This window comes from Kitasatospora sp. NPDC034023 (genome assembly GCF_055575795.1).
In genome coordinates this window covers 1-24,362 of sequence record NZ_JBVIRY010000026.1, presented here as the reverse complement: position 1 = coordinate 24,362, position 24,362 = coordinate 1, and the positions used below count along the sequence as shown (strand labels likewise).

The following is a 24,362-nucleotide window of genomic DNA, read 5'->3' as shown; positions in this document are numbered from 1 at the left end:
GACACCGGCTGGCGGACTCGACCCGGCATCGACCCACCGAGGCGGCCCGACAGGTGCGCAAACCCGATGGACACCTGTACGAACTCCGGCCATAGTCGCCAGGTGCCCACCCCACCCCCGCGCCCCCGCCGCTTCGCCTGGGCCAGCCGCAACTTCCGCATCCAGACCGCCGCCACCGTGGTCAGCGGCCTGGGCAATGCCGGCGCCCCCATCGCCACCGCCTTCGCCGTCCTCGGCAACGGCGGCACCACCACCGAGGTCGGCTACGTCACCGCCGCCCGCCTGCTGCCCACGGTGCTGCTCCTGGTGCTCGGCGGCGCCCTCGCCGACCGCCTGCCCCGCCACCGGATCATGGTCGCCGCCAACCTGTTCAGCGGCGCCTCCCAGGCCGTACTGGCCGCGCTGGTCCTGGCCGGGAACGCCCGACTCTGGCAGCTGCTGGTGCTCTCCGCCGCCGGCGGCGCCGGCTACGCGCTCTACTCCCCCGCCTCCGGCGGCATGATCATGCAGGCCGTCCCCCAGGAGCAGGCGGCCCGCGCCTTCTCGGTCTTCCGGATGGGCCAGAACGCCTCCCAGATCGGCGGCGCCGCCCTCGGCGGAGCACTCACCGCCGTGGTCGGCCCCGGCTGGGTGCTCGCCCTGGACGCCCTCTGCTTCCTGATCGCCGCCGCGCTGCGCTTCTTCCTGGAGCCGGAGCAGGCCCCCGCCCCCTCGGGCGCCAGCATGCTGCGCGACCTGCGGGAGGGCTGGCGGGAGTTCGCCTCCCGCCGCTGGCTCTGGGTGATCGTGCTCCAGTTCTCCGTCCTGGTCGCCTGCATCGGCGCGGTCGAGTCGGTGTACGGGCCGGCCATCGCCAAGGAGCGGCTCGGCGGCGCGGGCGCCTGGGGCCTGGCGATGTCCGCCTACGGCGTCGGCCTGGTGGCCACCGGCCTGCTGATGGCGCGCTGGCGGCCCCGCCGGATCCTGCTGGTCGGCAACTGGGGGGTGTTCCTGTTCGGCGTGCCCGCGCTGGCCCTCGCCGCCGCACCGCTGCCGCTGCTGATCGCCGCGATGTTCCTCTCCGGCGTCGGCGTCACCGTCTTCGGCGTCAACTGGATGGTCGCGCTCCGCCAGGAGATCCCAGCCGAGATGTTCTCCCGGGTCTCCGCGTACGACGAGCTCGGCTCCTACTCGCTCGCCCCGGTCGGCACCGCGCTGGCCGGCCCGGCCGCCGTGGCGCTCGGCCTGGGTGGCGCGCTCTGGACCTGCGCCGTCGCCTGCCTGGTGCTCAGCGCGGCGGTCCTGCTGGAGCCGCAGGTGCGCCGGCTGAGCCGCCGGAGCACCACCGACGCACCGGTGCCCGCCACCGAGCCCGTGCCCACGTCGTGAGCGCCCCGTGCGCCCCTCGTGCGCCCACCGGTGGGCAACCAACGGGACAGGTGGTACGTCCGGACAGGTAGGAATCACGACCGCTCTGGGGGGCCACCGGTGCCGAAGCCACTGCTGTTCCTGGACGTCGACGGCGTCCTGAACCCGGTCTGCCCGCATCCGGACGCCGGATTCGACACCCACACCCTGCTCGGCTACGCCGTCCTGCTGTCCGCCCGGCACGGCGACTGGCTGCGCGAGCTCGCCGGGACGTACGAACTGGTCTGGGCCACCACCTGGGAGGAGCACGCCAACACCCACATCGCCCCGGCGATCGGCCTGGACCCGCTCCCGGTGGTCCGCCTCAGCGGCTACGTCCCGCAGCCCGACGACCCGCACGTCCCGCTGATGGAGCTGTTCTCCGCCGCCAAGTGGGCCCCGCTGCTGCGCTACGCCGGAGGCCGCCCGTTCGCCTGGGTGGACGACGTCATCCCCTCCCGGCTGGTCCGCAAATCGCTCTGGCGCCGCGACCGCCTGCTGCTGCCGATCGACCCCGGCCAGGGCCTGGAGCGCCGGCACGTCGACCGGCTGCTCGCCCGACCGCCGCGCGGCCAGGCCCTCCCCGTCAAGGCGCTCAGGGGGTCGGCAGCCAGCTGACGTGCCCGGCGAGCAGCGCGTACCCGACGAAGGCCACCGTGTCGATCAGCGCGTGCGCCACCACCAGCGGCATCACCCGCCCCCAGCGCCGGTACAGCAGGCAGAACACCGCCCCCATCACCATGTTGCCGATCAGCCCGCCGACCCCCTGGTACAGGTGGTACGAGCCGCGCAGCACCGAGCTCGCCACCACCGCCGCCGGCCAGGACCACCCCAACTGCCGGACCCGGCGCAGCAGGTAGCCGAGGACGACGACCTCCTCGAGGATGGCGTTCTGCCAGGCCGACAGCACCAGCACCGGCACCCGCCACCAGACGTCCGGCAGCCCCGAGGGCGCGACCGTCAGGTTGTACCCGGCCGCCTGCGAGGCCAGGTACAGCGCCAGCCCCGACCCGCCGATCGCCGCCGCGACGGCCGCGCCCCGGCCGAGGTCGCGCAGCTTCTGCCCGAGGTCGAAGCCCAGCACCCGCAGCGCGGCGCCCTCGCGCACCAGCAGGTAGCCGACCAGTACCACCGGCATCAGGCCGCGCCCGATGTAGTACAGCTGCCACACCAGGTCCAGCCAGGGCCGCCCGGGCGCCCGCGAGCCGTTCAGCGTGGCGACCTGCTGGCCGAGCTTGATCGGTTCGGTGAGCGAGCCGGCGAAGCTGATCAGCGCGCTGATCCCGCTGGCCCCGAGCGAGAGGCCGAGGACGATCAGCAGCTCCGCCCCGAGCAGCCGGCGGGTGGGCTGCTCGGTCTCCGGCGCGGTCGGGACGGTGGTCACGGGGGCTCCAGCGGACGGGCGGTCGCTCCGGCCGTCGGCCGACCGCCGGAGCGATCATCCTGACACAGCGGCCCGGTCAGCCGGCCGGCCAGGTGCGTACCGGCCGACCGGGGTACACACCGGCCGACCCACCGGCCAGGTGCGTACCGGCTAACCCACCGGCCAGGTGTGCACCGGCTCCCCGCCGCGCATGTGCTCGGCGTAGCGCCGGGTCATCGCCGCGAGCGCCGCCGGCCGGTCCATCCCGTACTGCTCGCGCAGTCGGTGGAAGGTCGCGCTCTGCCAGGCCGCGCCGTTGGTGCGGCGCAGGCAGCGCTGCTCGATGATGCCCAGGTAGCGGTCCCGGTCGGCGGGCTCCACGCCCCACTCGTCGAGGCCCTGGTAGGCCATCGGCAGCAGCTCGCCGAGCACCAGGTCGACGGCGGACACCGTCTGCAGCCCGCCGCCGCGTCCGGCCCGTCCGGGGCGCGGCCACTGGAACACCGCGTCGATGCCGTACCGGGCGCCCTGCCGGAAGTTCTCGTCCGCCCGCTCGAACGGCAGCCGGGTCCAGACCGGCCGGGGCTGCTCGGCGAGCACCCGCACCAGCCCGTAGTAGAAGGCGGCGTTGGCCAGTGTGTCGGCCACCGTCGGCCCGGCCGGCAGCGCCCGGTTCTCCACCCGCAGGTGCGCCACCCCGCCCGAGACGTCGTAGATCGGCCGGTTCCAGCGGTAGATGGTGCCGTTGTGCAGCCGCATCTCGGCGAGCTTGGGCGCGCCGCCGGTGGCCAGGACCTTCAGCGGGTCCTCGTCGTCGCAGATCGGCAGCAGGGCGGGGAAGTAGCGCAGGTTCTCCTCGAAGAGGTCGTACGCCGAGTCCACCCAGCGCTCGCCGAACCAGGTGATCGGGCGCACGCCTTGCGCCTTGAGCTCGGCCGAACGGGTGTCGCAGGCCTGCTGGAAGAGCACCGGACGGGTCTCCCGCCACAGCTCCCGCCCGAACAGGAAGGGGGAGTTCGCGCCCAGCGCGAGCTGTGGCCCGCAGAGCGCCTGGGCGGCGTTCCACACCGAGGAGAAGCGCTCGGGGGTCACCTGGAGGTGCAGTTGCAGCGAGGTCGCGGCGGCCTCGGCGACCATGGTGATGGACTCCAGCTGGAGGTGCTCGACGCCCTCGATGTCGAGCGCGATCTCCTCCCCGCGCGCGGCCAGTATCTGGTCGCTGAGCAGGGTGTACCGCTGGTTGTGGCTCATCGCGTCGAGGCCGGTGTGGGCGTGCTCGAGGGTCGGCAGGATGCCCACCATGACGATCCGGGCGCCCGCTTCGGCGGCCCGCCGGTCGGCGTAGCGCAGCCCGATGTCGAGCTCCTCCCGCAGTTCCTCGAAGACGTGCCCGCAGAGCCGGTGCGGCGTGATGTTGACCTCGATGTTGAACTTGCCCAGCTCGGTCTGGAAGTCGCTGGAGCCGATTTCGCTGAGCACCTGGGCGTTGTTCATGGCCGGCAGGCCCTGCTCGTCGGCCAGGTTGAGCTCGATCTCCAGCCCCATCACCGCCCGCGGCCGGTCGAAACGGTCCTCCCGCAGCATCCGCCCCAGCGCCTCCTGACAGGCCTGGAGCTTTCGCCGGTAGAGCTGTCGGTCCGCCAGATCCGCCCGAGTCGCCACGACCTTCTCGCCCACGGTCCCCTCCTCCTGAGACACCCCGTTGAGCCACCCGGCCGACCGACCGTGCAAGCATCATGCCCACCTCGAAGATCGATACCCGAATGCTTGTACTGGCTTGCAATGCAAGGAAACTGACGGTAATTCAGACTATCTGCAGACTTGCTCGGCGCCACCGCCTGTGATAAACAGATCACCCTGCGCATCTGTTCGATGAAAATTCGCACAGCGCTCCGGCCGGTCCGCTCCCACCGCGAAGCCCTCGTCGACGGCGGCGACCGCGCCGGCACCGCGATCCTGCACAACCGGACACGGCCCGGCCCCCGTCACCGATGACGCGCCACGCCATGCCGGTATGCCGCACTCGCACGCCGATCTCACCTGGAGAGGCGGACCCCGCCATGACTCTGCAGACCCCCCAGCCCCCGCCGAGCGCCCTGCGTGCCGTCCTGGGCGCACTCGACTCGGAGACCGCGCTGCGCCAGCCCGCCGCCGCAGCACTGCGCCATCCGGCCGGCCCCCTGATCCCCGCCCATCCGCTCGCGGTCCATGTCCTGCACGGCCCGCACCCCGATCTCCCCGCCGCCCGCCGCACCGGGTGGCGCTTCCTGATCAAGGACGGCGCCGACGTGGCCGCCGCCGCCGAGGTGGTGCAGGCCGTCGAGGGCCACACCTTCTCCCACTTCACCGCCGGCCCGTACCTCGACTCGACGGTCCGGGCGCTGCGCGAGGCCTGGCAGCTCGCCCAGAACTCCCGGATCCGCCAACAGCCCAGACTGCTGACCTTCCCAGGCCAGTACGCGACGGCGCTCTGGCTGCACAGCCCCGACACCGGCCCGGCCGCCGACCTGCTGATCCCGCTCGCCCCGGCCCCGCTCGGCGTCACCGCCCACCGCGCCTACCCGGCCGCCGAACTGCTGCCGCTGCTCGCCCGGGCCCCGCTCGCCAGGCCGCTGCTCCTCGGCTCCTCCTGAACCACCCGTATCCGCACGGGCCGCCGGACCACCGCCCGGCGGCCCTCCGTCGTGCCCGCGCACCCGGGCCCGGGTGCGTCACCCGAACGGCGACCACCTGAACGGGCCATCCCCCATGGCCTGATCGGGCCATCCACCGCCTGACCCACCGGTGCGCGATTTCCCCCTGCCCCCACCTGAACGGGTGATCTCTGCCCGGGAGTTGTGGCGCATGTCACGAAATCGCTGCGCGCACGTCCGCGGATGCCGACACTGGGAACCAGCGTGGAAGGACCACCTGTCCTACCCACTTGAGCGCCGGTCAACACCTGGTCGGCGTGCGGACAGGATCCGACTACCGCGGCGGCCTCCGGACGGCACGACCTCCGGCGACCGCACCACGGGGAGGATCGCAGAGCGAAGCGAGGGTACGCGTATGTGCCAGCACCGTCCTGAGTGCCCATCGGCCGAGTCCGAAGACCGCGAAGCGGCCGTGTCGGTGGCCTGCCACCCGGAGCAGGGCTGGAGCCTGCTCTGCAACGGCGTCGTCCTGTTCGAGGACACCGGAGAGCTGCTGCCGGACGGCCGGGTGATCGCGCCGCGCCGACCCGTCGCCCACGCGGCCTGACCACCCGGTCCCCGGCCGTACGCCGGGCGCGACCGCACCGCGGTCCCGACCGTACGGCCGGCCCGGACACCGACTCGAGGCAGTACGGGCAGGGCCCCGGCGGAGAGTTCCGCCGGGGCCCTGCCGTTCGTCCGGACGCCGTGGCGCCCGGCTCCGTCAGACGCCGTACTCGTCCAGCGGCGGGCAGGAGCAGACCAGGTTGCGGTCGCCGTACGCGCCGTCGATCCGGCTCACCGGCGGCCAGTACTTGTCCGCCGGGTTCACGCCCGCCGGGAAGACCGCGTCCTGCCGCGAGTAGCCGTGCGCCCAGTCGCCGGCCAGCTCGGCGGCGGTGTGCGGGGCGTTGCGCAGCGGGTTGTCGTCGGCGGCCCACTCGCCCGAGCCGACCTTGTCGATCTCGGCCCGGATCTCGATCATCGCGTCGCAGAACCGGTCGATCTCGTGCAGGTCCTCGGACTCGGTCGGCTCGATCATCAGCGTGCCGGCCACCGGGAAGGACATCGTCGGCGCGTGGAAGCCGTAGTCGATCAGGCGCTTGGCGATGTCGTCCACCGTCACGCCCGTCTCCTTGGTCAGCGGGCGCAGGTCGATGATGCACTCGTGCGCGACCAGCCCGCCCGGGCCGGTGTAGAGCACCGGGAAGTGCGGCGCGAGGCGCTTGGCGATGTAGTTGGCGTTCAGCACCGCGACCTGCGTCGCGCGCTTGAGGCCCTCGCCGCCCATCAGCCGGACGTACGCCCAGGAGATCGGCAGGATCGCCGCCGAGCCCCACGGCGCGGCCGAGATCGGGCCGACACCGGTGGCCGGGCCGGCCTCCGACTGCAGCGGGTGGTTCGGCAGGTACGGCGCCAGGTGGGCGCGCACCGCGACCGGGCCGACGCCCGGGCCGCCACCGCCGTGCGGGATGCAGAAGGTCTTGTGCAGGTTCAGGTGCGAGACGTCCGCGCCGAACTTGCCCGGCTTGGCGAGGCCGACCAGGGCGTTCAGGTTGGCGCCGTCCACGTACACCTGGCCGCCGGCCTCGTGCACCATCGCGCAGATCTCGGTGATCTGGGTCTCGTACACGCCGTGGGTCGACGGGTAGGTGACCATCAGCACCGACAGGTTGTCGCGGTGCTGCTCGATCTTGGCCTTCAGGTCCTCGACGTCCACGTCGCCGTCGACCAGGGTCTTCACCACGACCACGCGCATGCCGGCCATCACCGCGGAGGCCGCGTTGGTGCCGTGCGCGGAGGACGGGATCAGGCAGACGTCGCGCTGGGTGTCGCCGTTGCCGTGGTGGTAGGCGCGGACGGCCAGCAGGCCGGCCAGCTCGCCCTGCGAGCCCGCGTTCGGCTGGATCGACACGGCGTCGTAGCCGGTCACCTCGACCAGTTGCTGCTCCAGCTGGCGGATCAGGGTCAGGTAGCCCTGGGCCTGGTCGATCGGCGCGAAGGGGTGGAGCTGGCCGAACTCCGGCCAGGTCACGGCCTCCATCTCGGTGGTCGCGTTGAGCTTCATGGTGCAGGAGCCCAGCGGGATCATGCCCCGGTCCAGCGCGTAGTCCCGGTCCGACAGGCGGCGCAGGTAGCGCAGCATGGCGGTCTCCGAGCGGTGGCTGTGGAAGACCGGGTGGGTCAGGTACTCGTCGTCGCGCAGGAGCGCGGCCGGCAGCGCCTCGGCGCCCTCGGCCACCTCGACCGCCTCGACGCCGAACGCGGCCCAGACGCCGGCCAGGTGCTCGCGGGTGGTGGTCTCGTCGGCGGAGACGGAGATCCGGTCCGCGCCGTCCTGGTGGACGTTGATGCCGTTGGCGCGGGCGGCGGCGGCGATCTCGGCGGCGCGGCCCGGGACGACGGCGGTGACGGTGTCGAAGAACTCGCCGTGCAGCAGCTCGACGCCGCCGGCCCGCAGGCCCTCGGCGAGGGCGGCGGCGTAGCGGTGGGTGCGGCGGGCGATGTCGGCCAGGCCGTCCGGGCCGTGGTAGACGGCGTACATGGAGGCCATCACGGCGAGCAGCACCTGGGCGGTGCAGATGTTGCTGGTGGCCTTCTCGCGGCGGATGTGCTGCTCGCGGGTCTGCAGCGCGAGGCGGTAGGCGCGGTTGCCGTCGGAGTCGACGGACACGCCGACCAGGCGGCCGGGCAGCGAGCGGGCGTACTCGGCGCGCACCGAGAGGTAGCCGGCGTGCGGGCCGCCGAAGCCCATCGGCACGCCGAAGCGCTGCGAGGTGCCGCAGGCGATGTCGGCGCCCAGCGAGCCGGGGGACTTGAGCAGGGTCAGCGCCAGCAGGTCGGCGGCGACGGCGACGATCGCGCCCAGGCCGTGCGCCTGCTCGATCACCGGGGCGAGGTCGCGGACCACACCGGTGGCGCCCGGGTACTGCAGCAGCACGCCGAAGACACCGCGCTCGGCGATCTCGGCCGGGATGCCCTCGGACAGGTCGGCGACGACGACCTCGACACCGGTCGGCACCGCGCGGGTCTCGATCACCGCGATGGTCTGCGGCAGGGTCTCGGCGTCGACCAGGAAGACGCCACCCTTGACCTTGGTGACGCGGCGGGCCAGTGCCATCGCCTCGGCGGCCGCGGTGCCCTCGTCCAGCAGCGAGGAGCCGGAGGTCGGCAGGCCGGTCAGGTCGGAGACCACGGTCTGGAAGTTGAGCAGCGCCTCCAGGCGGCCCTGCGAGATCTCCGGCTGGTACGGGGTGTACGCGGTGTACCAGGCCGGGTTCTCCATGACGTTGCGCAGGATCACCGGCGGGGTGAAGGTGCCGTAGTAGCCCAGGCCGATCATCGGCTGGAGCACCCGGTTGTGGCCGGCCAGCTCGCGCAGCTCGGCGAGGACCTGGGCCTCGGTCCGGCCGGCGGGCAGGTCCAGGGCGGTGATGGAGCGGATCGCCTCGGGCACGGCGGTGGCGGCGAGCTCGTCCAGCGAGCCGTAGCCGACGGACGCCAGCATCTTCTCCTGCGCGGCGGCGTCGGGGCCGATGTGGCGGTTCTCGAAGGGGCTGGCCAGCTCAAGCTCGGTGAGGGTCGAGGCGCTGGTGGGGCGTCCCGCGTTCGGCTGGGCGTTCATGGTGGTCGAGGCCTCCTGGTCACGGACCGGCGGGGGTACGCGCGCCGACCGGCCTTCCCCGCTGCGGACAGCGAATGAGCCATGGCGGGCGGACCCGACAGGCCTCCCCCTCTGTCATCGGGACCTGAGAGCTTCGCCCGCACGGTGCGCTGTGGGCGCTCCGTCGGCTTGCACCGTCGGTGAGGGTGGTGGTCGCCGGCTTCTGTGCCGAGACTCCTGCCCTGCTTTCCAGAGTGACCTACCCCACACGGTACGGATGCCTGAGAGATTCCGGGGAGGAGTTGCTCCTTCGGCGCCCCGACCAGCGCTTTTCGCGGTCGGAGACTCTCCCGAGCGGGCTCTGCGGTCGCCGCCCAGGGTACCAGCGGGAGGCCGTCGGATCACGGGTGCTTCGGGTCACCCCGGGTCTACGCGCGTCCCCCGGACGGCTCAGCCCGCAGCCCGTCCGGCGCACCCCGGTCGCGCCCGTCCGATTCATGGCATTTGGTGTGAAGTGGCGGACGGCACGGGTACTCCGGCCGACTTCCTGTGGGAGTTCCGCAGGCTCAGCGCACTGGAGGAAAGAGTGCAGACCGACATCGACCCCCGGGACCTCATCGGCCACAAGGCGGTCGACCGCAACGGAGACAAGATCGGCACGGTCGACGAGGTGTACCTGGACGACGCCACCGGCCAGCCCGAGTGGGCCGCCGTCCGGACCGGCATCTTCGGCCGGGACGCCTTCGTCCCGCTCACCACGAGCGAGTTCTCCGGCGACGAGCTCCGGGTGCCGTACGACAAGTCGCTGGTCAAGGAGTCCCCCGACTTCGGCGTGGGCCAGCACCTGTCCCCCTCCCAGGAGCTCCAGCTCTACCGCTACTACGGCCTCGACACCCGAGCGGAGGACCACCCGGGCGGCGAGGACGGCGGCCACGCCGCGCAGTCCGACCTCGACTTCGGCGCCACCCCCGCCGCCGCCGCGGTCGCCGCCAAGCCGCACGCCTTCCACTCCCCCGAGCCCGAGAGCACCAGCGCGACCACCGCCGTAACCGCCATGGAGAGCAACATGCGGACCCTCAGCACCCCTGCTCCCGCCACGGCTTCCCCGGCGCCCATCACGGAACCCAAGCTGCACCCGATGCCGGCGGCGACCACCCACGCACGCGGCTCGGGGGCCGACTCCTCCGCTCCCGGCAACCCGATCGAGATCACCTGCCGCGAGGAGCGTCTGGAGGTCACCACCGAGTGGCACAACGTGGGCACCGCGAAGCTGCGCAAGTACGTGACGACCGAGCAGGTCGAGCGCCGCGTCCCGGTGGTCCGCGAGCGCATCCGGGTCGAGCGGATCCCGGTCGGTGAGGCCGAGCGCGCAGTCCTCACCGAGAAGGAGATCGCCGAAGCCGTCGAGGAAGTCACTCTCCGTGAGGAGCGCCCGGCGGTCCGCAAGTACCTCGCCCCCATCGAGCGCGTCCGCCTGGTCGTCGAGCGCTACACCGACGAGGAAGTGATCCGGGAAGAACTCCGCCGCGAACACGTCGAGGTCCACGACCCCACCACGCCCCAGGACGCCGTCACCCCGACCCCCGACGCCTCCCGCGCCACCGGGATGCGCCCGCTCGTCTGACCCGCGATCCCCAGCAGGGCCCCGACCATCCGAGGTCGGGGCCTTCCCCTTTGCCAAAGCTTAACCGCTCGATATTTGACACTCTGAAGTATCTCCCTGCATGGTTACTTCAGTTCATTCACTATGTACGGGAGGAAGCAACCGTGAGTGAGGCACCCCAGCCCACCATCGCGGCCGAGAAGCAGAGCAGCGCCCGGGTCCTGCCGGCCCTCATCCTGGCGATGCTGTCGTTCAGTGTGGTGCAGACCGCGGTCGTCCCGATCCTGCCCTCGCTGGCCAAGGAACTGAGCGTCTCGGCCTCCAGCGTCACCTGGCTGATGACCGCCAACCTGCTCTCCGCCGCCGTGCTGACTCCCCTCCTGGGCCGCTTCGGCGACCTCCGGGGCCGTAAGCCGATGCTGCTGATCTCGCTGGCGGGCCTGGTCGCCGGTTCGGCACTGGCGGTCAGCACCCACTCCTTCACCTGGCTGGTCGTCGCCCGCGTCCTGCAGGGCGCCGGCGGTGGCGTCATGCCGCTGGCGATCAGCATCGTCCGCGACGAGCTGCCCAAGCAGAAGGTGACCGGCGGCGTCGCCGCCATCAGCGCCTCGATGGGCGTCGGCTCCGGCCTCGGCCTGGTCGCCACCGGTCTCCTGCTGGAGCACTGGAGCTACAAGTCGATCTTCTGGATGGGCCTGGTCTTCGGCCTGATCGCGGTCGCCCTGGTCGCCTTCCGGGTCCCGTCCGACCCGGTCACCGACAAGGAGGGCGGCGCCGACCCGCTCGGCGCGATCACCCTGGCGGGCTGGCTCTCCGCGCTGCTGGTCGCGGTCAGCCAGGGCAACCACTGGGGTTGGACCTCCACCAAGACCCTCGGCCTGTTCGCCGTCGCCGCCGTCGTCGCCCTGGTCTGGGGCATCATCGAGACCAAGGTCGCGCACCCGCTGGTCGACATGAAGATGATGTCCCGTCCGGCCGTGGCCTTCACCAACCTGGCGGGCCTGCTCATCGGCTTCGGCATGTACGGCTCCTTCATGGTCATCAGCAACTTCGCCCAGACCCCGGAGAAGCTGACCCACTACGGCTTCACCGCCACCGTCCTGCACGCCGGTGTCATGCTGCTGCCGTCCGCGATCGGCTCCATGGTGGCCGCCCCGCTCGGCGCGCTGCTGATCGCCCGCCGCGGCCCGCGCAGGCCGCTGGTCCTCGGTGGCGTCCTCGGCGCCATCGCGATGGCCTACCTGGCCCTGCGGCACAGCCACGAGGGCGACATCTACACCGCCTCGGCGATCTTCGGCCTCGGCGTCGGCCTCGCGTTCGCCGCGATGCCGGCCTACATCAACGGCGCCGTCCCGGCCGAGCAGAGCGGCATCGCCAACGGCATGAACTCGGTGCTGCGCACCGTCGGTGGCGCGATCGGCACCGCCGTCATGGCCGCCATCCTGACCGGCGACGTCATGAAGCTGCCGCCGCAGATCCCGCTGCTGCTGCCCACCCTGGACGCGTACAAGCACGCGTTCTGGACCGCGGCCGTGGTCTGCATCATCGCCGGTGTCGTCCCGTTCCTGATCCGCACCGTCAAGCCGGCCGCTCCGCTGACCGTCGTCGGCGACTCGGCCCAGCAGGACTCCAGCGACAAGCTGGTGAAGACCGACGCCTGACGAGGCGTCCGGCCCCCGCGCTCAGGGACAGGGCGCGGGGCCCCGGTCTCCGTACGTCGCGAGGGCATCACGAACGCACGGGGTCCGGCACGGTGATGCGGCCCCACCCGGTACTCCCCCACCGGGTGGGGCCGTTTTCGTGTCTCAGTCCCGCTCGGCTGCCCCGCCGTCCCGGTCCGGTTCGGTGTCCTCGCCCCGGCGCAGCGGCAGCGGCCGGGTCGGCTCGAGCGCCGGGTCGTCCACCGCGAAGGTCCGCACCCGCCCCGGCTCGCTCCACGGCGTCTCGAACCGCACGGTGACCCTCCCGACGCCGCTGCCCTGCACCCAGCCCGGCCCGAACTCCGCGTGCCGGACGTCCTGTCCGGGCATCCACCGCCGCATCACGACGGCCTCCGGCTCCTCCTCGGCCTCCTCGGTCTCGGCCGCCGCCTCCGCGTGTTCCGCCGCCTCCTCGCGCAGGGCCTGCGCGAACAGGTCCTCCTGGGTGTAGTCGGCGAGTTGGGCGACGCCCACGCCGAGCAGCCTGACCCCGCCCGTGATGTCCACCTGCTCGGCCAGCCGGCGCGCGGTCGCGGTGATCACCGCCTCGTCGTCCGTGGGCCCGCCGAGCGTTTCCGAGCGGGTCAGCGTCGAGAAGTCGAACCGCCGGACCTTGAGCACCACCGTCCGCCCCGAGCGCCCGGCCGCCCGCAGCCGCCGCACGCACCGGGCGGCCAGCGCCTCCACCTCGCGCAGCACCCGGTCCCGGTCGGCCAGGTCCACCTCGTAGGTGTCCTCCACCGAGACGGACTTGGCGTCCTGGTCGGCCACGACCGGCCGCTCGTCCAGCCCTATCGACATGTGGTGGATCCCGGCCCCGTGCGCCCGCCCGAGCAGCTGGACCAGCTCCGCCTCGCCCGCCTCCGCGAGGTCGGCCACGGTGCTCAGCCCGGCCCGCCGCAGCACCTGCTCGGTGGCCGGCCCGATCCCGGGCAGCGCCCGTACGGGCATCGGCCCGAGCACCGCCCGTTCCTGCCCGGGTTCGATCAGCACCAGGCCGTCCGGCTTGGCCTGCTCGGAGGCAATCTTGGCCATCAGTTTGGACCCGGCCGCCCCCACCGAGCCGGTCAGCCCGGTGAGCCGCTGGATGTCCGACCGCAGGTCCTCCGCCAGCGCGAGCACCAGCCGCTCGCCGGTGTCGTGGTCCGCCTCGGCCAGCACCGGGCCGTACGGACCGGCCTCCAGGTCCACGAAGGCCTCGTCCAGGCTGAGCGGCTGTACCAGCGGCGACAGTTCCCGCAGCAGGCCCATCACGATCTCGCTGACCTGCCGGTAGGCCTCGAAACGACCCGACAGGAACGCCGCGTTGGGGCAGAGACGACGCGCCTGCGCCATCGGCATCGCCGAGTGCACCCCGAACTTCCGCGCCTCGTACGAGGCCGTGGACACCACCCCGCGACCGCCCAGCCCGCCGACGACCACCGGCTTGCCGCGCAGGCTCGGCTTGGCCGCCTGCTCCACCGCCGCGAAGAAGGCGTCCATGTCGAGGTGGATGATGCTCGGCAGTGATCGCACCCGCAGATCATCGCGTACGGGTCCGACAGTGCGTACGAACCCGGCCGGACGCCCGGCGCGGTCGGACGCCTACGGCTGCTTCTTCGCCGCGTCCGCGAGCGCCTTCGGAATGCCGTCCTCCTGGGGCCCGAGGAACACCGGGTCCGGCCGCAGCCAGGCGTTGACCGCCGCCTTGCCCGCCCCGGCCACCTCCCGCACCCCGCCGTACAGCCAGGTCTCGTCATGCAGCTCCGGCACCCCGACGGCGTACGAGCGGATGCCCGCCGCCTCACACAGCGCCAGCGCCCGCCGGACGTGGAAGTCCTGGCTGACCAGCACGGCCCGGTCCACGCCGAAGATCCGGTGCGCCCGGGTGCAGGAGTCCCAGGTGTCGAAGCCCGCGTAGTCCCGGACCACCCGCTCGGCCGGCACGCCGTGCTCGGTCAGGTACGTGAACATCGCGTCGGGCTCGTCGTACTCGATCCGCCCGTTGTCCCCGGTCACCAGGATCGCCTGCACCTTGCCCTCCCGGTACAGGTCCACCGCCGCGACCAGCCGGTGCTCCAGGTACGGCGAGGGCTTGCCCTGGTCGAGTCCGGCGCCGAAGACCACCGCGACCGGCGCCGAGGGAGCGCTCTCCACCGTTCCCACCCGGTCACCCGCCGAGAGCCACACCCAGGCGCTCGGTGCCAGCGCCAGCGAGCAGAGCACCGTCCCGACCTGGAACACCCTGCGCTGGGTCTTCCGCTGCCCCAGCCGTGTCCGCAGCAGTCCGGCCCTGCGCCGCAGCAGTCCCGCTATACCGGTGCCGACTCCCACAGGCCCTCCCTCGATCGTTTCGCCAGGCAACACGACGAGGCCGCGGGTCCGAACGGTTCCCCGTCCGGGCCCGCGGCCTCGTCGACTCGTTGCTCAGACCGCCCGGTTGCGCCGCTGGGCCAGCTCGTCGGCCGGGTCCTGCCCGACCAGGGTCTCGCCGGTGTCCGTACGCTCCGCGTGCAGCCGCCCGAGGGTGCGCTCCAGCTCCTGCCAGACCGCTCCCACCGCGATGCCGAAGACCCCCTGACCGCCCTTCAGCAGATCCACCACCTGCTGCGGCGTGGTGCACTCGTACACCGTCGCGCCGTCGCACATCAGCGTCATCCCGGCGAGGTCGGCCTGCTCGGCGGCCTGCAGATGGGCGACGGCCACCCGGATGTTCTGCAGCGAGACCCCCGCGTCGAGCAGCCGCTTCACGATCTTGAGCAGCAGGACGTCGCGGAAGCTGTAGAGCCGCTGACTGGCCGCCGGGTACACCGTCCGGACGCTGGGCTCCAGCAACCCGGTGCGGGCCCAGTAGTCCAGCTGACGGTAGGTGATGCCGGCCGCCGCACAGGCCGTCGGGCCGCGGAAGCCGATCAGTTCGGACGTCGGGGCCAGCCGCTCGATGGCCGGCTGCCCCGGCTGCACGGCCGGGAACCTGCCCACCCGGGCCATGTCCGTGACGGTACGAGCGGTGCGCGGCACGTGCACGGCGCACAGGCCTCCCAGGGCCGCGTCATCGCCGGTGCTGCTCATGCCTGCCTCCGTCCACTTGTGCTGCGGGCAACCCGACTGCGGGCATCGGGCACCCGGACAGCCACTCCTGACGGTAGGCAGTCCCCTATGACCCGTCAACGATCGCCACGCCGGGTCAGACAATCCACGTCACTCAGGAGAGTGGTTTTTCGTGCCCCTAGTGTGGGTAGGTCGACGAATTTTGGCAAAACGCTGAGCCGAATGCTCGCAGAACCGCTACTGCGGGCCGCCGCCGCCGAAGTCCTCGGGCGACACCTGGTCGAGGAACTCCCGGAACTTCTCGACCTCGTCCTCCTGCTCGTCCGGGATCGCGATGCCCGCCTCGGCGAGCACCTCCTCGCTCCCGTAGATCGGCGTACCGGTCCGCAGCGCCAGCGCTATCGCGTCGGACGGCCGGGCGCTCACCTCGACCCCACCGGCGAACACCAGCTCGGCGTAGAACACGCCCTCCCGCAGATCGGTGATCCGCACCTCGGTGAGCTGCTGGCCGAGCGCCTCCAGGACGTCCTTGAAGAGGTCGTGCGTCAGCGGGCGCACCGGCGTCATGCCCTGCTGGGCGAAGGCGATCGCAGTCGCCTCGCCGGGGCCGATCCAGATCGGCAGGTAGCGATCTCCCCCGACCTCCCGCAGCAGCACGATCGGCTGGTTGGAAGGCATCTCCACTCGGACACCCACGACGTCGAGCTCATTCACACAGGCAACCCTATGGCTCCGGTCCCGGATATGAAAGCGCAGAGCCGACGCCGCTGGTCAGCGCAGTGCCCCCGGCATGCGGAGGCCGCCCGGGAGGCTACCCGCGGGTCCGTAGACCGGCCTGGACCATTGCCGCGTGCAGTCGTACGGACAGCGTCGCGAGCTCCCGCGCGGTGGCCTCGGCATGGGCCCTGGTCTGCGGGTTCCGGTGCCGGCGCAGCGGCGCCACCACCTGCTCCACCAGTGTGATCTCGCGGTCGGCCGCCGCCTTCATGGCTCTCAGGTGCCGCGGCTCGAGGCCGTACCGGCCGAGCTCCGCGACCAGCCGGGCCACCTGCAGGGCCTCGCCGTCGTACCCGCCGTCCGGGCCGGGCGCGACCAGCCCGTACGACTCCCACTCGGCCAGCTCCCGCTCCCCGGCCTCGGCCGCGGCGAGCAGTTCGGCACGCCCCAGCCGGACCCCGGACGGGACGTCGGCGGAGGCCACCAGCTCGCGGTCCGCCTCCTCCATCGGCCCGGGCCGGGTGTCGGCCGAGGAGGGCAGCGCCGGCGGGCTCTCGCCGCGCTCGATGGCGTCCAGGTGTTCGCGGATCACCCGCAGCGGCAGGTAGTGGTCCCGCTGCATCCGCAGGACGTAGGCCAGCCGCTCGACGTCGGCCGGGCTGAACTTGCGGTACCCCGAGGGCGTGCGCTGCGGCTCGACCAGTCCCTCCGCCTCCAGGAAGCGGATCTTGGAGATGGTGACCTCGGGGAAGTCGTCGCGCAGGAAGGTCAGCACCGCGCCGATGCTCAGCAGTTCGTCACCGCCGCGCCGCCGCCCGGCGGGCCGCTCCGCACGGACCGGTTGCCTGGGGCCCGCGACCACCCCGCGCCCGCCGCGGTCCGCCTGCGGACCGGACGGGACTGGGGTGGCCGCCCCGAGAGAAGAGGAAGGGGTATTCGTATTCACTCGGGCTCCTGCCGACGTTGGTTTCAGTACCCCCGGTTGTGGCCGGCGAAGAACACCAGCCGGTACTTCCCGATCTGGACCTCGTCGCCGTTGTTCAGCGACACCTCGTCGATCCGCTCCCGGTTCACGTAGGTGCCGTTGAGGCTGCCCACGTCCGCGACGCTGAAGCCGGCCGGGGTGCGGCGGAACTCCACGTGCCGGCGCGAGACCGTGACGTCGTCCAGGAAGATGTCACCCTGCGGGTGACGCCCCGCCGTGGTGACGTCCGAGTCCAGCAGGAAGCGGCTGCCCGAGTTCGGACCGCGCTGCACGATCAGCAGGGCCGAGCCCGGCGGCAGCGCGTCGATCGCCGACAGCACCTCGGCCGACAGGGCCGGCGTGGCACCGGTGCCGGTCGTGGTTGTGGGGTCGTACGACTCCAGGCCGGAGATGGAGATGGTCGACGTGGTCTCCGCCGCCCCCTCCGGCAGCAGGCCGCCGCGCAGCGCCGCACCGCAGTTGGAGCAGAACCGGGCCGCGGCCGGGTTCTGGTTGCCGCACCTGGGGCACGGAGAGGGGCCAGCCATGTTCACAGCCTCCTGGCGCGGCACACCCGACGGGTTGTGCCCGGCGTACGGGTCCGGAGCAAACCCTCCACCAGAGGTTGAGGGTCCCGACGGGAAACCTATGCGCGGGTCGCCGGAGGGGTCAACCGACGCGCCGTAGCCCGCCGGATTCCCCGCGTACTGGGCGCCGCCGTCCCGGAACAGCTGCTGTCCGGCGTACGGGGCGGCCTCGGGGGCGGGTCGCATGCCCGGCACGGCGGGCTCGTCCTCAGGCCGACGGTGCCGCGCGGTCGGCGCCTCCACGGCGGCCGCGTCACGGCCCTTGTTGCGACCGAACAACTTCGAGAAGAAACTCACGGGCGAATCCCCTTGCGTGTGACAGACCCGCCCGCGGGGCAGGGTGAGAACCTCGGACAGGCCGCGAGCCCGGTTGCGGCTCGGGCCCGCTGGAGCGGTACTCCGACAGTTGATGCTGCGGTTGTTGTTCCGGAGCGAACTGGTGCGAACCAGTCTCGCCCACGTGACGGCGGCTCCCCGCACCGGGTGCCGCCGGCCCGTGACGGGCCGTTCGTCGGGCGCCTCGTCACTTCGAAGCCGGCTTGGCGTACTGCGGCGTCTTCAGATCCACGAGGGCGTCCACGACCACCTTCTGCTGCTGGGTGATCGTCGCCCGCGCCTGGTGGCTCTCCAACGTGCGGACGACACCACCCGGGATGTTCAGCGCGGGCGTCAGGTCCTGCGGGTTCCCCACGACGGTGAACCGATAGGGCTGCGAGACCTTCTTCCCGTCGATCTGCACCCCACCGCCCGACAGGTCGGTGAAGTAGGTGTTGACCACCACGCGCACATCGTTGATCTGAATCGCCTCCGCCCCCGCCGCTCGAAGTTCCTGCAGGGTGTCCAGCAGCATATCTGCCTTCACCTGCCCTTGGGGGTCATCGACCGTGAGGACGATGCCCGGACCAGTGGCCTTGACGGTACCGGCGAGCACGCCGAGTTCCGTCACCTTCTTCCTGGTCTGCTCCTGGGCCTCCTTGGCCTGGTTGGAGCTGTTCTCCAACTTCGCCAGGGACTGCTCCAGCTCCGCCTTCTCCTGTTGGAGACGCTGCTGACGGCTGTCCAGTTCGTCGAGGATCCGAACCAGGTCCTCCTGGCGGGCCCCGCGCAGCTGGCTGTGGTGGTCGTTGGTCGACCGCACCTGGATCGCCAGCCCCAAGCCGAGCGAGAACAGCAGCAGCGCCACCACCAACTGCCCGCGCGACAGCCGCGGCGGCCACAGCGCCGCCTGCAGACGCCGCCGTCCGGCGTTGCGGTCCACGGCGGGCGCCTGCTCGACGGCCTCCGCTGCGACCGGCTCGGGCTCGGGCTCCGGCACGGGCCCTGCGCCGGAGCCCGACTCGACGGGCTCGGGCTTGGCCGCTGCCTCGGGCTCCGGCTCCGGTTCGAGCCGGACCGCCTTCACCAGCCGGAGCGTCGGCTCCGGGGTCGAGTCGGCCTCAAGCTCAGCCTTAGCGTCAGACTTGTCCTCGGCCGCATCCTCGGCCGCGTCCTCGGCCGCGTTCTCCACGGCGCTCTCGCCGGGCTCGGCTTCCGGAGCCGGGACGGCCGCTCCGGCCTCCTCTGCGGCCCCGTCCGGGTCCGCAGAGCCGTCCGGCCCGGACTCCCGGTCCGTCTCTGGCTCGGGCGCCTCGACGGCCTCCTCGACCGTCTCCTCAACCGTCCTCCCGACGGTCCTCGGCTCCCGCTTCTCCGCCGCCTCCTCGCGGCCCGACTCAGGCACGGAAGACATGGCGCCGGATCGCGGCCGCGTTGGAGAAGATGCGGATGCCGAGGACGACGACCACACCCGTGGACAGCTGCGAGCCGACGCCCAGCTGGTCGCCCAGGAACACGATCAGCGCCGCGACCACCACGTTCGACAGGAACGAGACGATGAACACCTTGTCGTTGAAGATCCCGTCGAGCATCGCCCGGACACCGCCGAAGACCGCGTCCAGGGCCGCGACCACCGCGATCGGCAGGTAGGGCACGACGGCGTCCGGCACCTCGGGTTGGACGAAGAGGCCGACGACCACTCCGATCACAAGACCCAGTACGGCAATCACGGTCTGGCTGCTCCTGTCCCTGTCGTGGTCTTCGCGGATCCGGTCGACGGATGCCGCTTCGGGGTCGCACCACCGCTGGTCGCCGATGGTGAAGCGGTTGGTGAGGCCGATGGTGAGACGGACGCGCCCGGGCTCTCCGAGGTTCCGGGGCCGGCGGAGCGCGTTCCGCTCGGCGTGGCCGTGGCCGACGGCGTCGCCGTGGGCTCGGGCGTGACCGGCTGCGCGGTCCGCAGCGTCACCCCCACCGCCGCCGGCAGCGTCAGGCTCTTCTGCGTGGAGAGCGTCGACTTGATGCCGTACTTCTCCTGGAGCAGCCGCAGGTACTGCCCGGCCATGTCGTTCTCGAAGGCGGTGAGGAGCTTCGGCCCGTCCCCGATCGCCTGGATGTTGTACGGCGGCACCAGCGGCCGGTTGTCCACCAGCACCGCCTCGCCCGCAGCCCGGATCGCGGAGAGCGCGGTCAGCCGCTGGCCGTTGATCGCCACGGCCTCGGCCCCGGCCCCCCAGAGGCCGTTCACCACCAGTTGCAGGTCGCGGTCCCGAAGCCGGCCACTGTTGGAGAAGCCCTGTCCCGCCCGCGGGTCGACGTTGCCGCCCAGGCCCGTCCCCGCGGCGTCCTCCAGGACCACCTTCACGCCCGGCCCGGTGACCTCACCCAGGCCCACCGCTCCGGTCAGAGCACCCGCGTCGCCGTCCCCCGAGGGGAGCGCCTGCTGCTGGGTGCTGTCGACCTTGCGCCGCAGCTCCTGCACCTGCTTCTGCAGCTGGTCGGCCGAGGTGTTGCTGTCGTTGATCCGCTGGATCAGCGCGTCCCGCTCCTTGGCCAGCGTCGGCTCGGCCTCGTGCGCGTTCACCGCGCCGACCGTCACCACCGCTCCGACCAGCGCCAGCCCGGCGGCCAGCGTGAGCAGCCCCTGGAGCGTTCCGGGTATCCGGCTGTCCCGGGCACCGCCGCGTGCCGCGGCCGCCTCGGCGTAGCCCTCGTCCAGGCTGTGGTCCATCACATTGGTCAGCAGGGACATCGAGGCGTCCGGGCGGTTGTACCGCCCGTTCGGGGCACTCGGTGTCGGCGTCGCTGGCATGGAAACCATCGTCCCATGGCGGCGAGGGGGCCTTGTGCACGGCCCCTGAGCTGCACACACGCTGCACACAAGACGGAAGTGGCGGACCATTCCGAATGATGTGAAAACGGACAGCGGGGCGCACGAACCATGCCGTGCGCCCCGCCGATCGGGCCGTCTCGTCCTCAGCTCCGGGCCGTCACCGCCCGGCGCCCTCGACCACCGCCGCCCATTCGTCCAGCAGCGCCTCGGTGGCCTCGTCGTCCGGGCCCTCCGCCCACAGGTGGGTGACCGCCTCGGCCGGGTCCGGCAGCACCAGCGTCCAGCGCCCGTCCGCCTCCACGACCCGGACACCGTCGGTGGTGTCCAGCCGCCGGCTGCCGGCCGCCTCCACCACCGAGCGCATCACCATGCCCTTGGCCGCCCACGGCGTCGCGATGTCCCGGCGCCGGATGTGCGCCTGCGGGATCCGCGCGTCGATCTGGCTCAGCGTGAGCTGGGTCCGCGCCACCAGGCCGACCAGCCGGACGAAGGCCGCGGCCCCGTCCAGCACCCCGCTGAACTCGGGCACCACGAAGCCGCCGCGCCCGTCCCCGCCGAACACCGTGCCCTCGGCGGAGGCCGCCTTCGCGAGGTCGTCCGGCGTCGTCGTGGTCCAGATGACCTGGGTGCCGTGGTACGCGGCGACCTGCTCGGCGATCCGGGTCGTGGTCACCGGCAGCGCCACCTGCCCACTGCGCCGCTCGGCCGCCACCAGGTCCAACAGCACCAGCAGCGCCCGGTCGTCGTCGATCACCCGGCCCAGCTCGTCCACGAATGCGACGCGCTCACCGACCGGGTCGAAGCGGACACCGAAGGCCGCCCGCGAGGATGCCACCAGCTCGCCGAGCCTGGCGAGCCCGGCCCTTCGCGTTTCCGCGTCCTCGGTCGGCCGCGCCTCGTCGAGCCCGCTGGAGACGGTGAGCGCCTCCACGCCGAGCCGGCCGAGGATGCTCGGCAGAACCAGACCCGCACTGCCGTGCGCGGTGTCCACCACCACCTTCAGCCCGGCCTCCCGGACCCCGGTGGTGTCCACCGCCCGCAGCAGGTTGCCCGCGTAGGCGTCGAAGACGCTGGACGGGAAGGTCAGGTCCCCGATCTCGCCCGGGAAGGCCCGCCGGTACTCCTGCCGCGCGTAGACGCGGTCGAGCTTGCGCTGCCCGGCCTGTGAGAGGTCCGCCCCGCGCTCGTCGAAGAAGAGGATGTCCAGTGAGTCGGGTACTCCCGGTGTGGTCCGCAGGAAGATCCCGCCCGCACTCCCCCGCGCCGTGTGCTGCCGGGCCACCGGCATCGGCACGTTCTCGAGGTCGCGGACGTCGATCGCCGAGGTCTGCAGCGCCGAAATCATCGCCCGTTTGAGCGCACGCGCACCACGCGAGTGGTCACGCGCAATGGTGACGGTGGCCCCCTTCTTCAGCGTCGTCGCGTAGGCCCCGGCCAGCCGCACGGCCAGCTCCGGGGTGATCTCGACGTTCAGGATCCCCGAGACGCCGCGGAGACCGAAGAGGTGTTCCTGGCCGCGCGACTCCCAGATCACCGAGGTGTTGACGACGGCGCCGGCCTCGATGGTCTTGAACGGGTACACCCGGACGTTCGCCCCGATGATCGACTCTTCGCCGACCAGGCACTCGTCCCCGATCACCGCCCCGTCCTCGATCCGGGCGGCCCGCATCACATCGGTGTTCTTACCGACCACACAGCCCCGCAGATTGCTCTGCGGCCCGACGTACACGTTGTCGTGCACCACGGCCTTGTGCAGGAACGCGCCGCGCTTGACGACCACGTTGCTGCCCAGCACGGTGTGTTCGCGGATCTCGACGCCGGCCTCGACCTTGGCGTAGTCCCCGATGTACAGCGGCCCGCGGAGCACCGCCTCGGGGTCAACCTCGGCCCCTTCGGCGACCCAGACGCCGGGCGAGATCTCGAACCCGTCCAGCTCGACCTCGACCTTGCCCTCCAGGACGTCGGCCTGGGCCTTGCCGTAGCTCTCGTGGGTGCCCACGTCCTCCCAGTAGCCCTCGGCGATGTAGCCGTAGACCCGCTTGCCCTCCTTCAACAGCTGCGGGAAGACGTCGCTCGACCAGTCGACGGACTCACCCGCCGCGACGTAGTCGAAGACCTCGGGTTCCATCACGTAGATACCGGTGTTCACCGTGTCGGAGAAGACCTGCCCCCAGGTCGGCTTCTCCAGGAACCGCTCGACCCGTCCCTCGTCGTCCGTGATCGTGATGCCGAACTCCAGTGGATTCGGCACCCTGGTGAGACAGACGGTGACCAGAGCGTCCTTGCTGCGGTGAAAGTCGATCAATTCAGAGAGATTGAAGTCGGTCAGCGCGTCACCGGAGATCACCAGAAAGGAGTCGTCCTTGAGCGCGTCTTCGGCGTTCTTGACACTCCCCGCAGTGCCCAGTGGTGTCTCCTCGTGGGCATAGGTCAGGTGCATGCCCAGCTCCTCGCCGTCACCGAAGTAGTTCTTGACCAGTGACGCCAGGAACTGCACGGTGACGACGGTGTCAAGGAGACCGTGCCGCTTCAGCAGCCGAAGCACGTGCTCCATGATCGGCCTATTGGCGACCGGAAGCAGCGGCTTCGGCATGCTGGAGGTCATCGGGCGGAGTCGAGTGCCCTCGCCCCCTGCCATTACAACGGCTTTCATTACGGGTGCGTCCTCCTTCGCGGTGGTGGACCAGCAGGTCCATCAAACCGTTCCAGAGGGTTCTCTACCCGGAAGGTATCGTCCGACGCACCGATGGAGCGTGGGGCTTCTCTCAGATCACGTCTCAGACTGCGGACGCCGGGCCCGCCGGGCGGCCCTTGACGATCTGCCGCGCCTGAACCGCGTAAAGAATGGCGGCCCACCAGTACAGCGTGGCGCCCCACCAGATGAAGGCCCAGCTCACCACCTCGGCCGGCCGCGCGATCCAACTGTCCACACTGCCGAGCAGCAGAAGCGGAAACGCGTACATCAGGTTGAAGGTCGCGGCCTTCCCCAGAAAACTCACCTGCAGCGGCCCGTACCCGTGCTTGTTCAAAATGGGCAGCAGAGCGGCGATAAACACCTCCCGGGCCAGCAGAATCGCCGTCAGCCACCAGGGCAGAATCTCACGCCAGGTCAATCCGACCAGCGTGGACAGCACATAGAGCCGGTCGGCCAGCGGATCCAGCAGCTGCCCCACCCGGCTGATCTGCCCCCACCGCCTGGCGAGCTTTCCGTCCAGGTAGTCGCTGATACCGCTCAGCGCCAGGATCAGCAAAGCCCAGCCGTCGTTGTTGGGCCCATCGAAGACCGGCCACAGAATGAGCCAGAGGAAAAGCGGAACGCCGACCAGCCGGCCCATGCTCAGCAGGTTGGGGATGGTGAGGACGCGATCGGTCTGGACCCGCGTCTCCTGGACCTCCACCCGGGGGCCTCCTGTCCCTTGTCACGACAATGCACGTTGACCCTACAACAGAGAAGCCCCCGTCCGGTTCACCCGGCGGGGGCTTCTCTCGAAGAATTGTTCGGCGGCGTCCTACTCTCCCACAGGGTCCCCCCTGCAGTACCATCGGCGCTGTAAGGCTTAGCTTCCGGGTTCGGAATGTAACCGGGCG

The 24,362-nt window shown here is 71.6% G+C and carries 20 protein-coding genes, 1 rRNA gene and 2 riboswitches; of the genes, 6 read left to right on the top strand and 15 right to left on the bottom strand.

All coding sequences use genetic code 11. From position 1 onward, the window contains the following. The first annotated feature begins 102 nt into the window (after nt 1-102). Together ACZ52R_RS29345 and ACZ52R_RS29340 are read left to right on the top strand one after the other, a co-directional pair. Nucleotides 103-1,368 carry an MFS transporter gene (locus ACZ52R_RS29345; RefSeq protein ID WP_465754442.1) on the top strand — a complete coding sequence of 422 codons (1,266 nt, stop codon included), beginning with the start codon at nt 103-105 and terminating at the stop codon, nt 1,366-1,368. 99 nt (nt 1,369-1,467) lie between these two features. Continuing rightward, the gene (locus ACZ52R_RS29340) at nt 1,468-2,004 is read left to right on the top strand and encodes an HAD domain-containing protein (RefSeq protein WP_465623271.1); all 537 of its coding nucleotides are present in this window, start codon (nt 1,468-1,470) and stop codon (nt 2,002-2,004) included. On the opposite strand, the gene ACZ52R_RS29335 is transcribed toward ACZ52R_RS29340, so the two are convergent. Beyond that, nucleotides 1,982-2,770 carry a CPBP family intramembrane glutamic endopeptidase gene (locus ACZ52R_RS29335; RefSeq protein WP_465623270.1) on the bottom strand — a complete coding sequence of 263 codons (789 nt, stop codon included), beginning with the start codon at nt 2,768-2,770 and terminating at the stop codon, nt 1,982-1,984. The two genes, ACZ52R_RS29340 and ACZ52R_RS29335, sit on opposite strands and share 23 nt — an antisense overlap. A gap of 150 nt (nt 2,771-2,920) precedes the next feature. Beyond that, entirely contained in the window at nt 2,921-4,426 is a 1,506-nt protein-coding gene (locus tag ACZ52R_RS29330; protein ID WP_360508235.1) for a glutamate-cysteine ligase family protein, read from the bottom strand. A 383-nt stretch (nt 4,427-4,809) separates the two neighbouring features. Here ACZ52R_RS29330 and ACZ52R_RS29325 point away from each other — a divergent pair, with 383 nt between their 5' ends. Both ACZ52R_RS29325 and ACZ52R_RS29320 read left to right on the top strand, forming a co-directional pair. Beyond that, nucleotides 4,810-5,382 carry a hypothetical protein gene (locus tag ACZ52R_RS29325; protein WP_360508230.1) on the top strand — a complete coding sequence of 191 codons (573 nt, stop codon included), beginning with the start codon at nt 4,810-4,812 and terminating at the stop codon, nt 5,380-5,382. Between the two features lie 415 nt (nt 5,383-5,797). Continuing rightward, complete coding sequence (locus ACZ52R_RS29320) at nt 5,798-5,989, top strand: DUF5999 family protein (RefSeq protein ID WP_030256473.1); 192 nt, start codon at nt 5,798-5,800, stop codon at nt 5,987-5,989. Nucleotides 5,990-6,145: 156 nt separating this feature from the next. Here the strand turns inward: ACZ52R_RS29320 and gcvP are convergent, their stop codons facing one another. Beyond that, the gene (gcvP, locus tag ACZ52R_RS29315; RefSeq protein ID WP_360508228.1) at nt 6,146-9,046 is read right to left on the bottom strand and encodes an aminomethyl-transferring glycine dehydrogenase; all 2,901 of its coding nucleotides are present in this window, start codon (nt 9,044-9,046) and stop codon (nt 6,146-6,148) included. Between the two features lie 104 nt (nt 9,047-9,150). Then, a riboswitch (glycine riboswitch) is annotated at nt 9,151-9,283 on the bottom strand. 1 nt (nt 9,284) lies between these two features. Beyond that, nucleotides 9,285-9,388, bottom strand: a riboswitch (glycine riboswitch). Nucleotides 9,389-9,539: 151 nt separating this feature from the next. On the opposite strand from gcvP, the gene ACZ52R_RS29310 reads away from it, so the two are divergent. Continuing rightward, a complete protein-coding gene (locus ACZ52R_RS29310; protein WP_465754441.1) occupies nt 9,540-10,649 on the top strand; it encodes a PRC and DUF2382 domain-containing protein in 1,110 nt (369 codons plus the stop codon). A 143-nt stretch (nt 10,650-10,792) separates the two neighbouring features. After that, nucleotides 10,793-12,289, top strand: a complete 1,497-nt coding sequence (locus ACZ52R_RS29305) for an MFS transporter (RefSeq protein WP_465754440.1) — start codon at nt 10,793-10,795, stop codon at nt 12,287-12,289. A gap of 144 nt (nt 12,290-12,433) precedes the next feature. Here the strand turns inward: ACZ52R_RS29305 and ACZ52R_RS29300 are convergent, their stop codons facing one another. The 12 genes from ACZ52R_RS29300 to rrf form a co-directional block, all read right to left on the bottom strand. Further along, complete coding sequence (locus ACZ52R_RS29300; RefSeq protein WP_465664281.1) at nt 12,434-13,843, bottom strand: DNA polymerase IV; 1,410 nt, start codon at nt 13,841-13,843, stop codon at nt 12,434-12,436. Nucleotides 13,844-13,912: 69 nt separating this feature from the next. Then, nucleotides 13,913-14,551, bottom strand: a complete 639-nt coding sequence (locus tag ACZ52R_RS29295; RefSeq protein WP_465754439.1) for a SanA/YdcF family protein — start codon at nt 14,549-14,551, stop codon at nt 13,913-13,915. A 183-nt stretch (nt 14,552-14,734) separates the two neighbouring features. Then, nucleotides 14,735-15,379, bottom strand: coding sequence for a MerR family transcriptional regulator (locus ACZ52R_RS29290; RefSeq protein WP_465623261.1), 645 nt, complete (start codon nt 15,377-15,379; stop codon nt 14,735-14,737). Nucleotides 15,380-15,595: 216 nt separating this feature from the next. Next, nucleotides 15,596-16,072 (bottom strand): bifunctional nuclease family protein, encoded by a 477-nt coding sequence (locus ACZ52R_RS29285; protein WP_030062493.1) that lies wholly within the window; start codon nt 16,070-16,072, stop codon nt 15,596-15,598. A gap of 97 nt (nt 16,073-16,169) precedes the next feature. Continuing rightward, nucleotides 16,170-16,865 carry a transcriptional regulator FtsR gene (ftsR, locus tag ACZ52R_RS29280; protein ID WP_360508278.1) on the bottom strand — a complete coding sequence of 232 codons (696 nt, stop codon included), beginning with the start codon at nt 16,863-16,865 and terminating at the stop codon, nt 16,170-16,172. A 179-nt stretch (nt 16,866-17,044) separates the two neighbouring features. Further along, a complete protein-coding gene (locus tag ACZ52R_RS29275; protein ID WP_465623260.1) occupies nt 17,045-17,923 on the bottom strand; it encodes an FHA domain-containing protein in 879 nt (292 codons plus the stop codon). Nucleotides 17,924-18,149: 226 nt separating this feature from the next. Further along, nucleotides 18,150-19,355 carry a DUF881 domain-containing protein gene (locus ACZ52R_RS29270; RefSeq protein ID WP_465754438.1) on the bottom strand — a complete coding sequence of 402 codons (1,206 nt, stop codon included), beginning with the start codon at nt 19,353-19,355 and terminating at the stop codon, nt 18,150-18,152. Next, nucleotides 19,339-19,671, bottom strand: a complete 333-nt coding sequence (locus tag ACZ52R_RS29265) for a small basic family protein (RefSeq protein ID WP_030062488.1) — start codon at nt 19,669-19,671, stop codon at nt 19,339-19,341. Before ACZ52R_RS29265 ends, ACZ52R_RS29270 begins: the two co-directional genes overlap by 17 nt. Beyond that, entirely contained in the window at nt 19,668-20,753 is a 1,086-nt protein-coding gene (locus ACZ52R_RS29260) for a DUF881 domain-containing protein (RefSeq protein ID WP_465754437.1), read from the bottom strand. The genes ACZ52R_RS29265 and ACZ52R_RS29260 overlap by 4 nt, the downstream gene beginning before the upstream one ends. Before the next feature lie 178 nt (nt 20,754-20,931). Further along, the gene (locus ACZ52R_RS29255) at nt 20,932-23,427 is read right to left on the bottom strand and encodes a sugar phosphate nucleotidyltransferase (RefSeq protein WP_465623255.1); all 2,496 of its coding nucleotides are present in this window, start codon (nt 23,425-23,427) and stop codon (nt 20,932-20,934) included. 124 nt (nt 23,428-23,551) lie between these two features. Further along, nucleotides 23,552-24,172, bottom strand: coding sequence for a CDP-alcohol phosphatidyltransferase family protein (locus tag ACZ52R_RS29250; RefSeq protein WP_360508202.1), 621 nt, complete (start codon nt 24,170-24,172; stop codon nt 23,552-23,554). Nucleotides 24,173-24,270: 98 nt separating this feature from the next. Then, nucleotides 24,271-24,362: ribosomal RNA gene (gene rrf, locus ACZ52R_RS29245) — 5S ribosomal RNA — on the bottom strand; the annotation flags it as partial.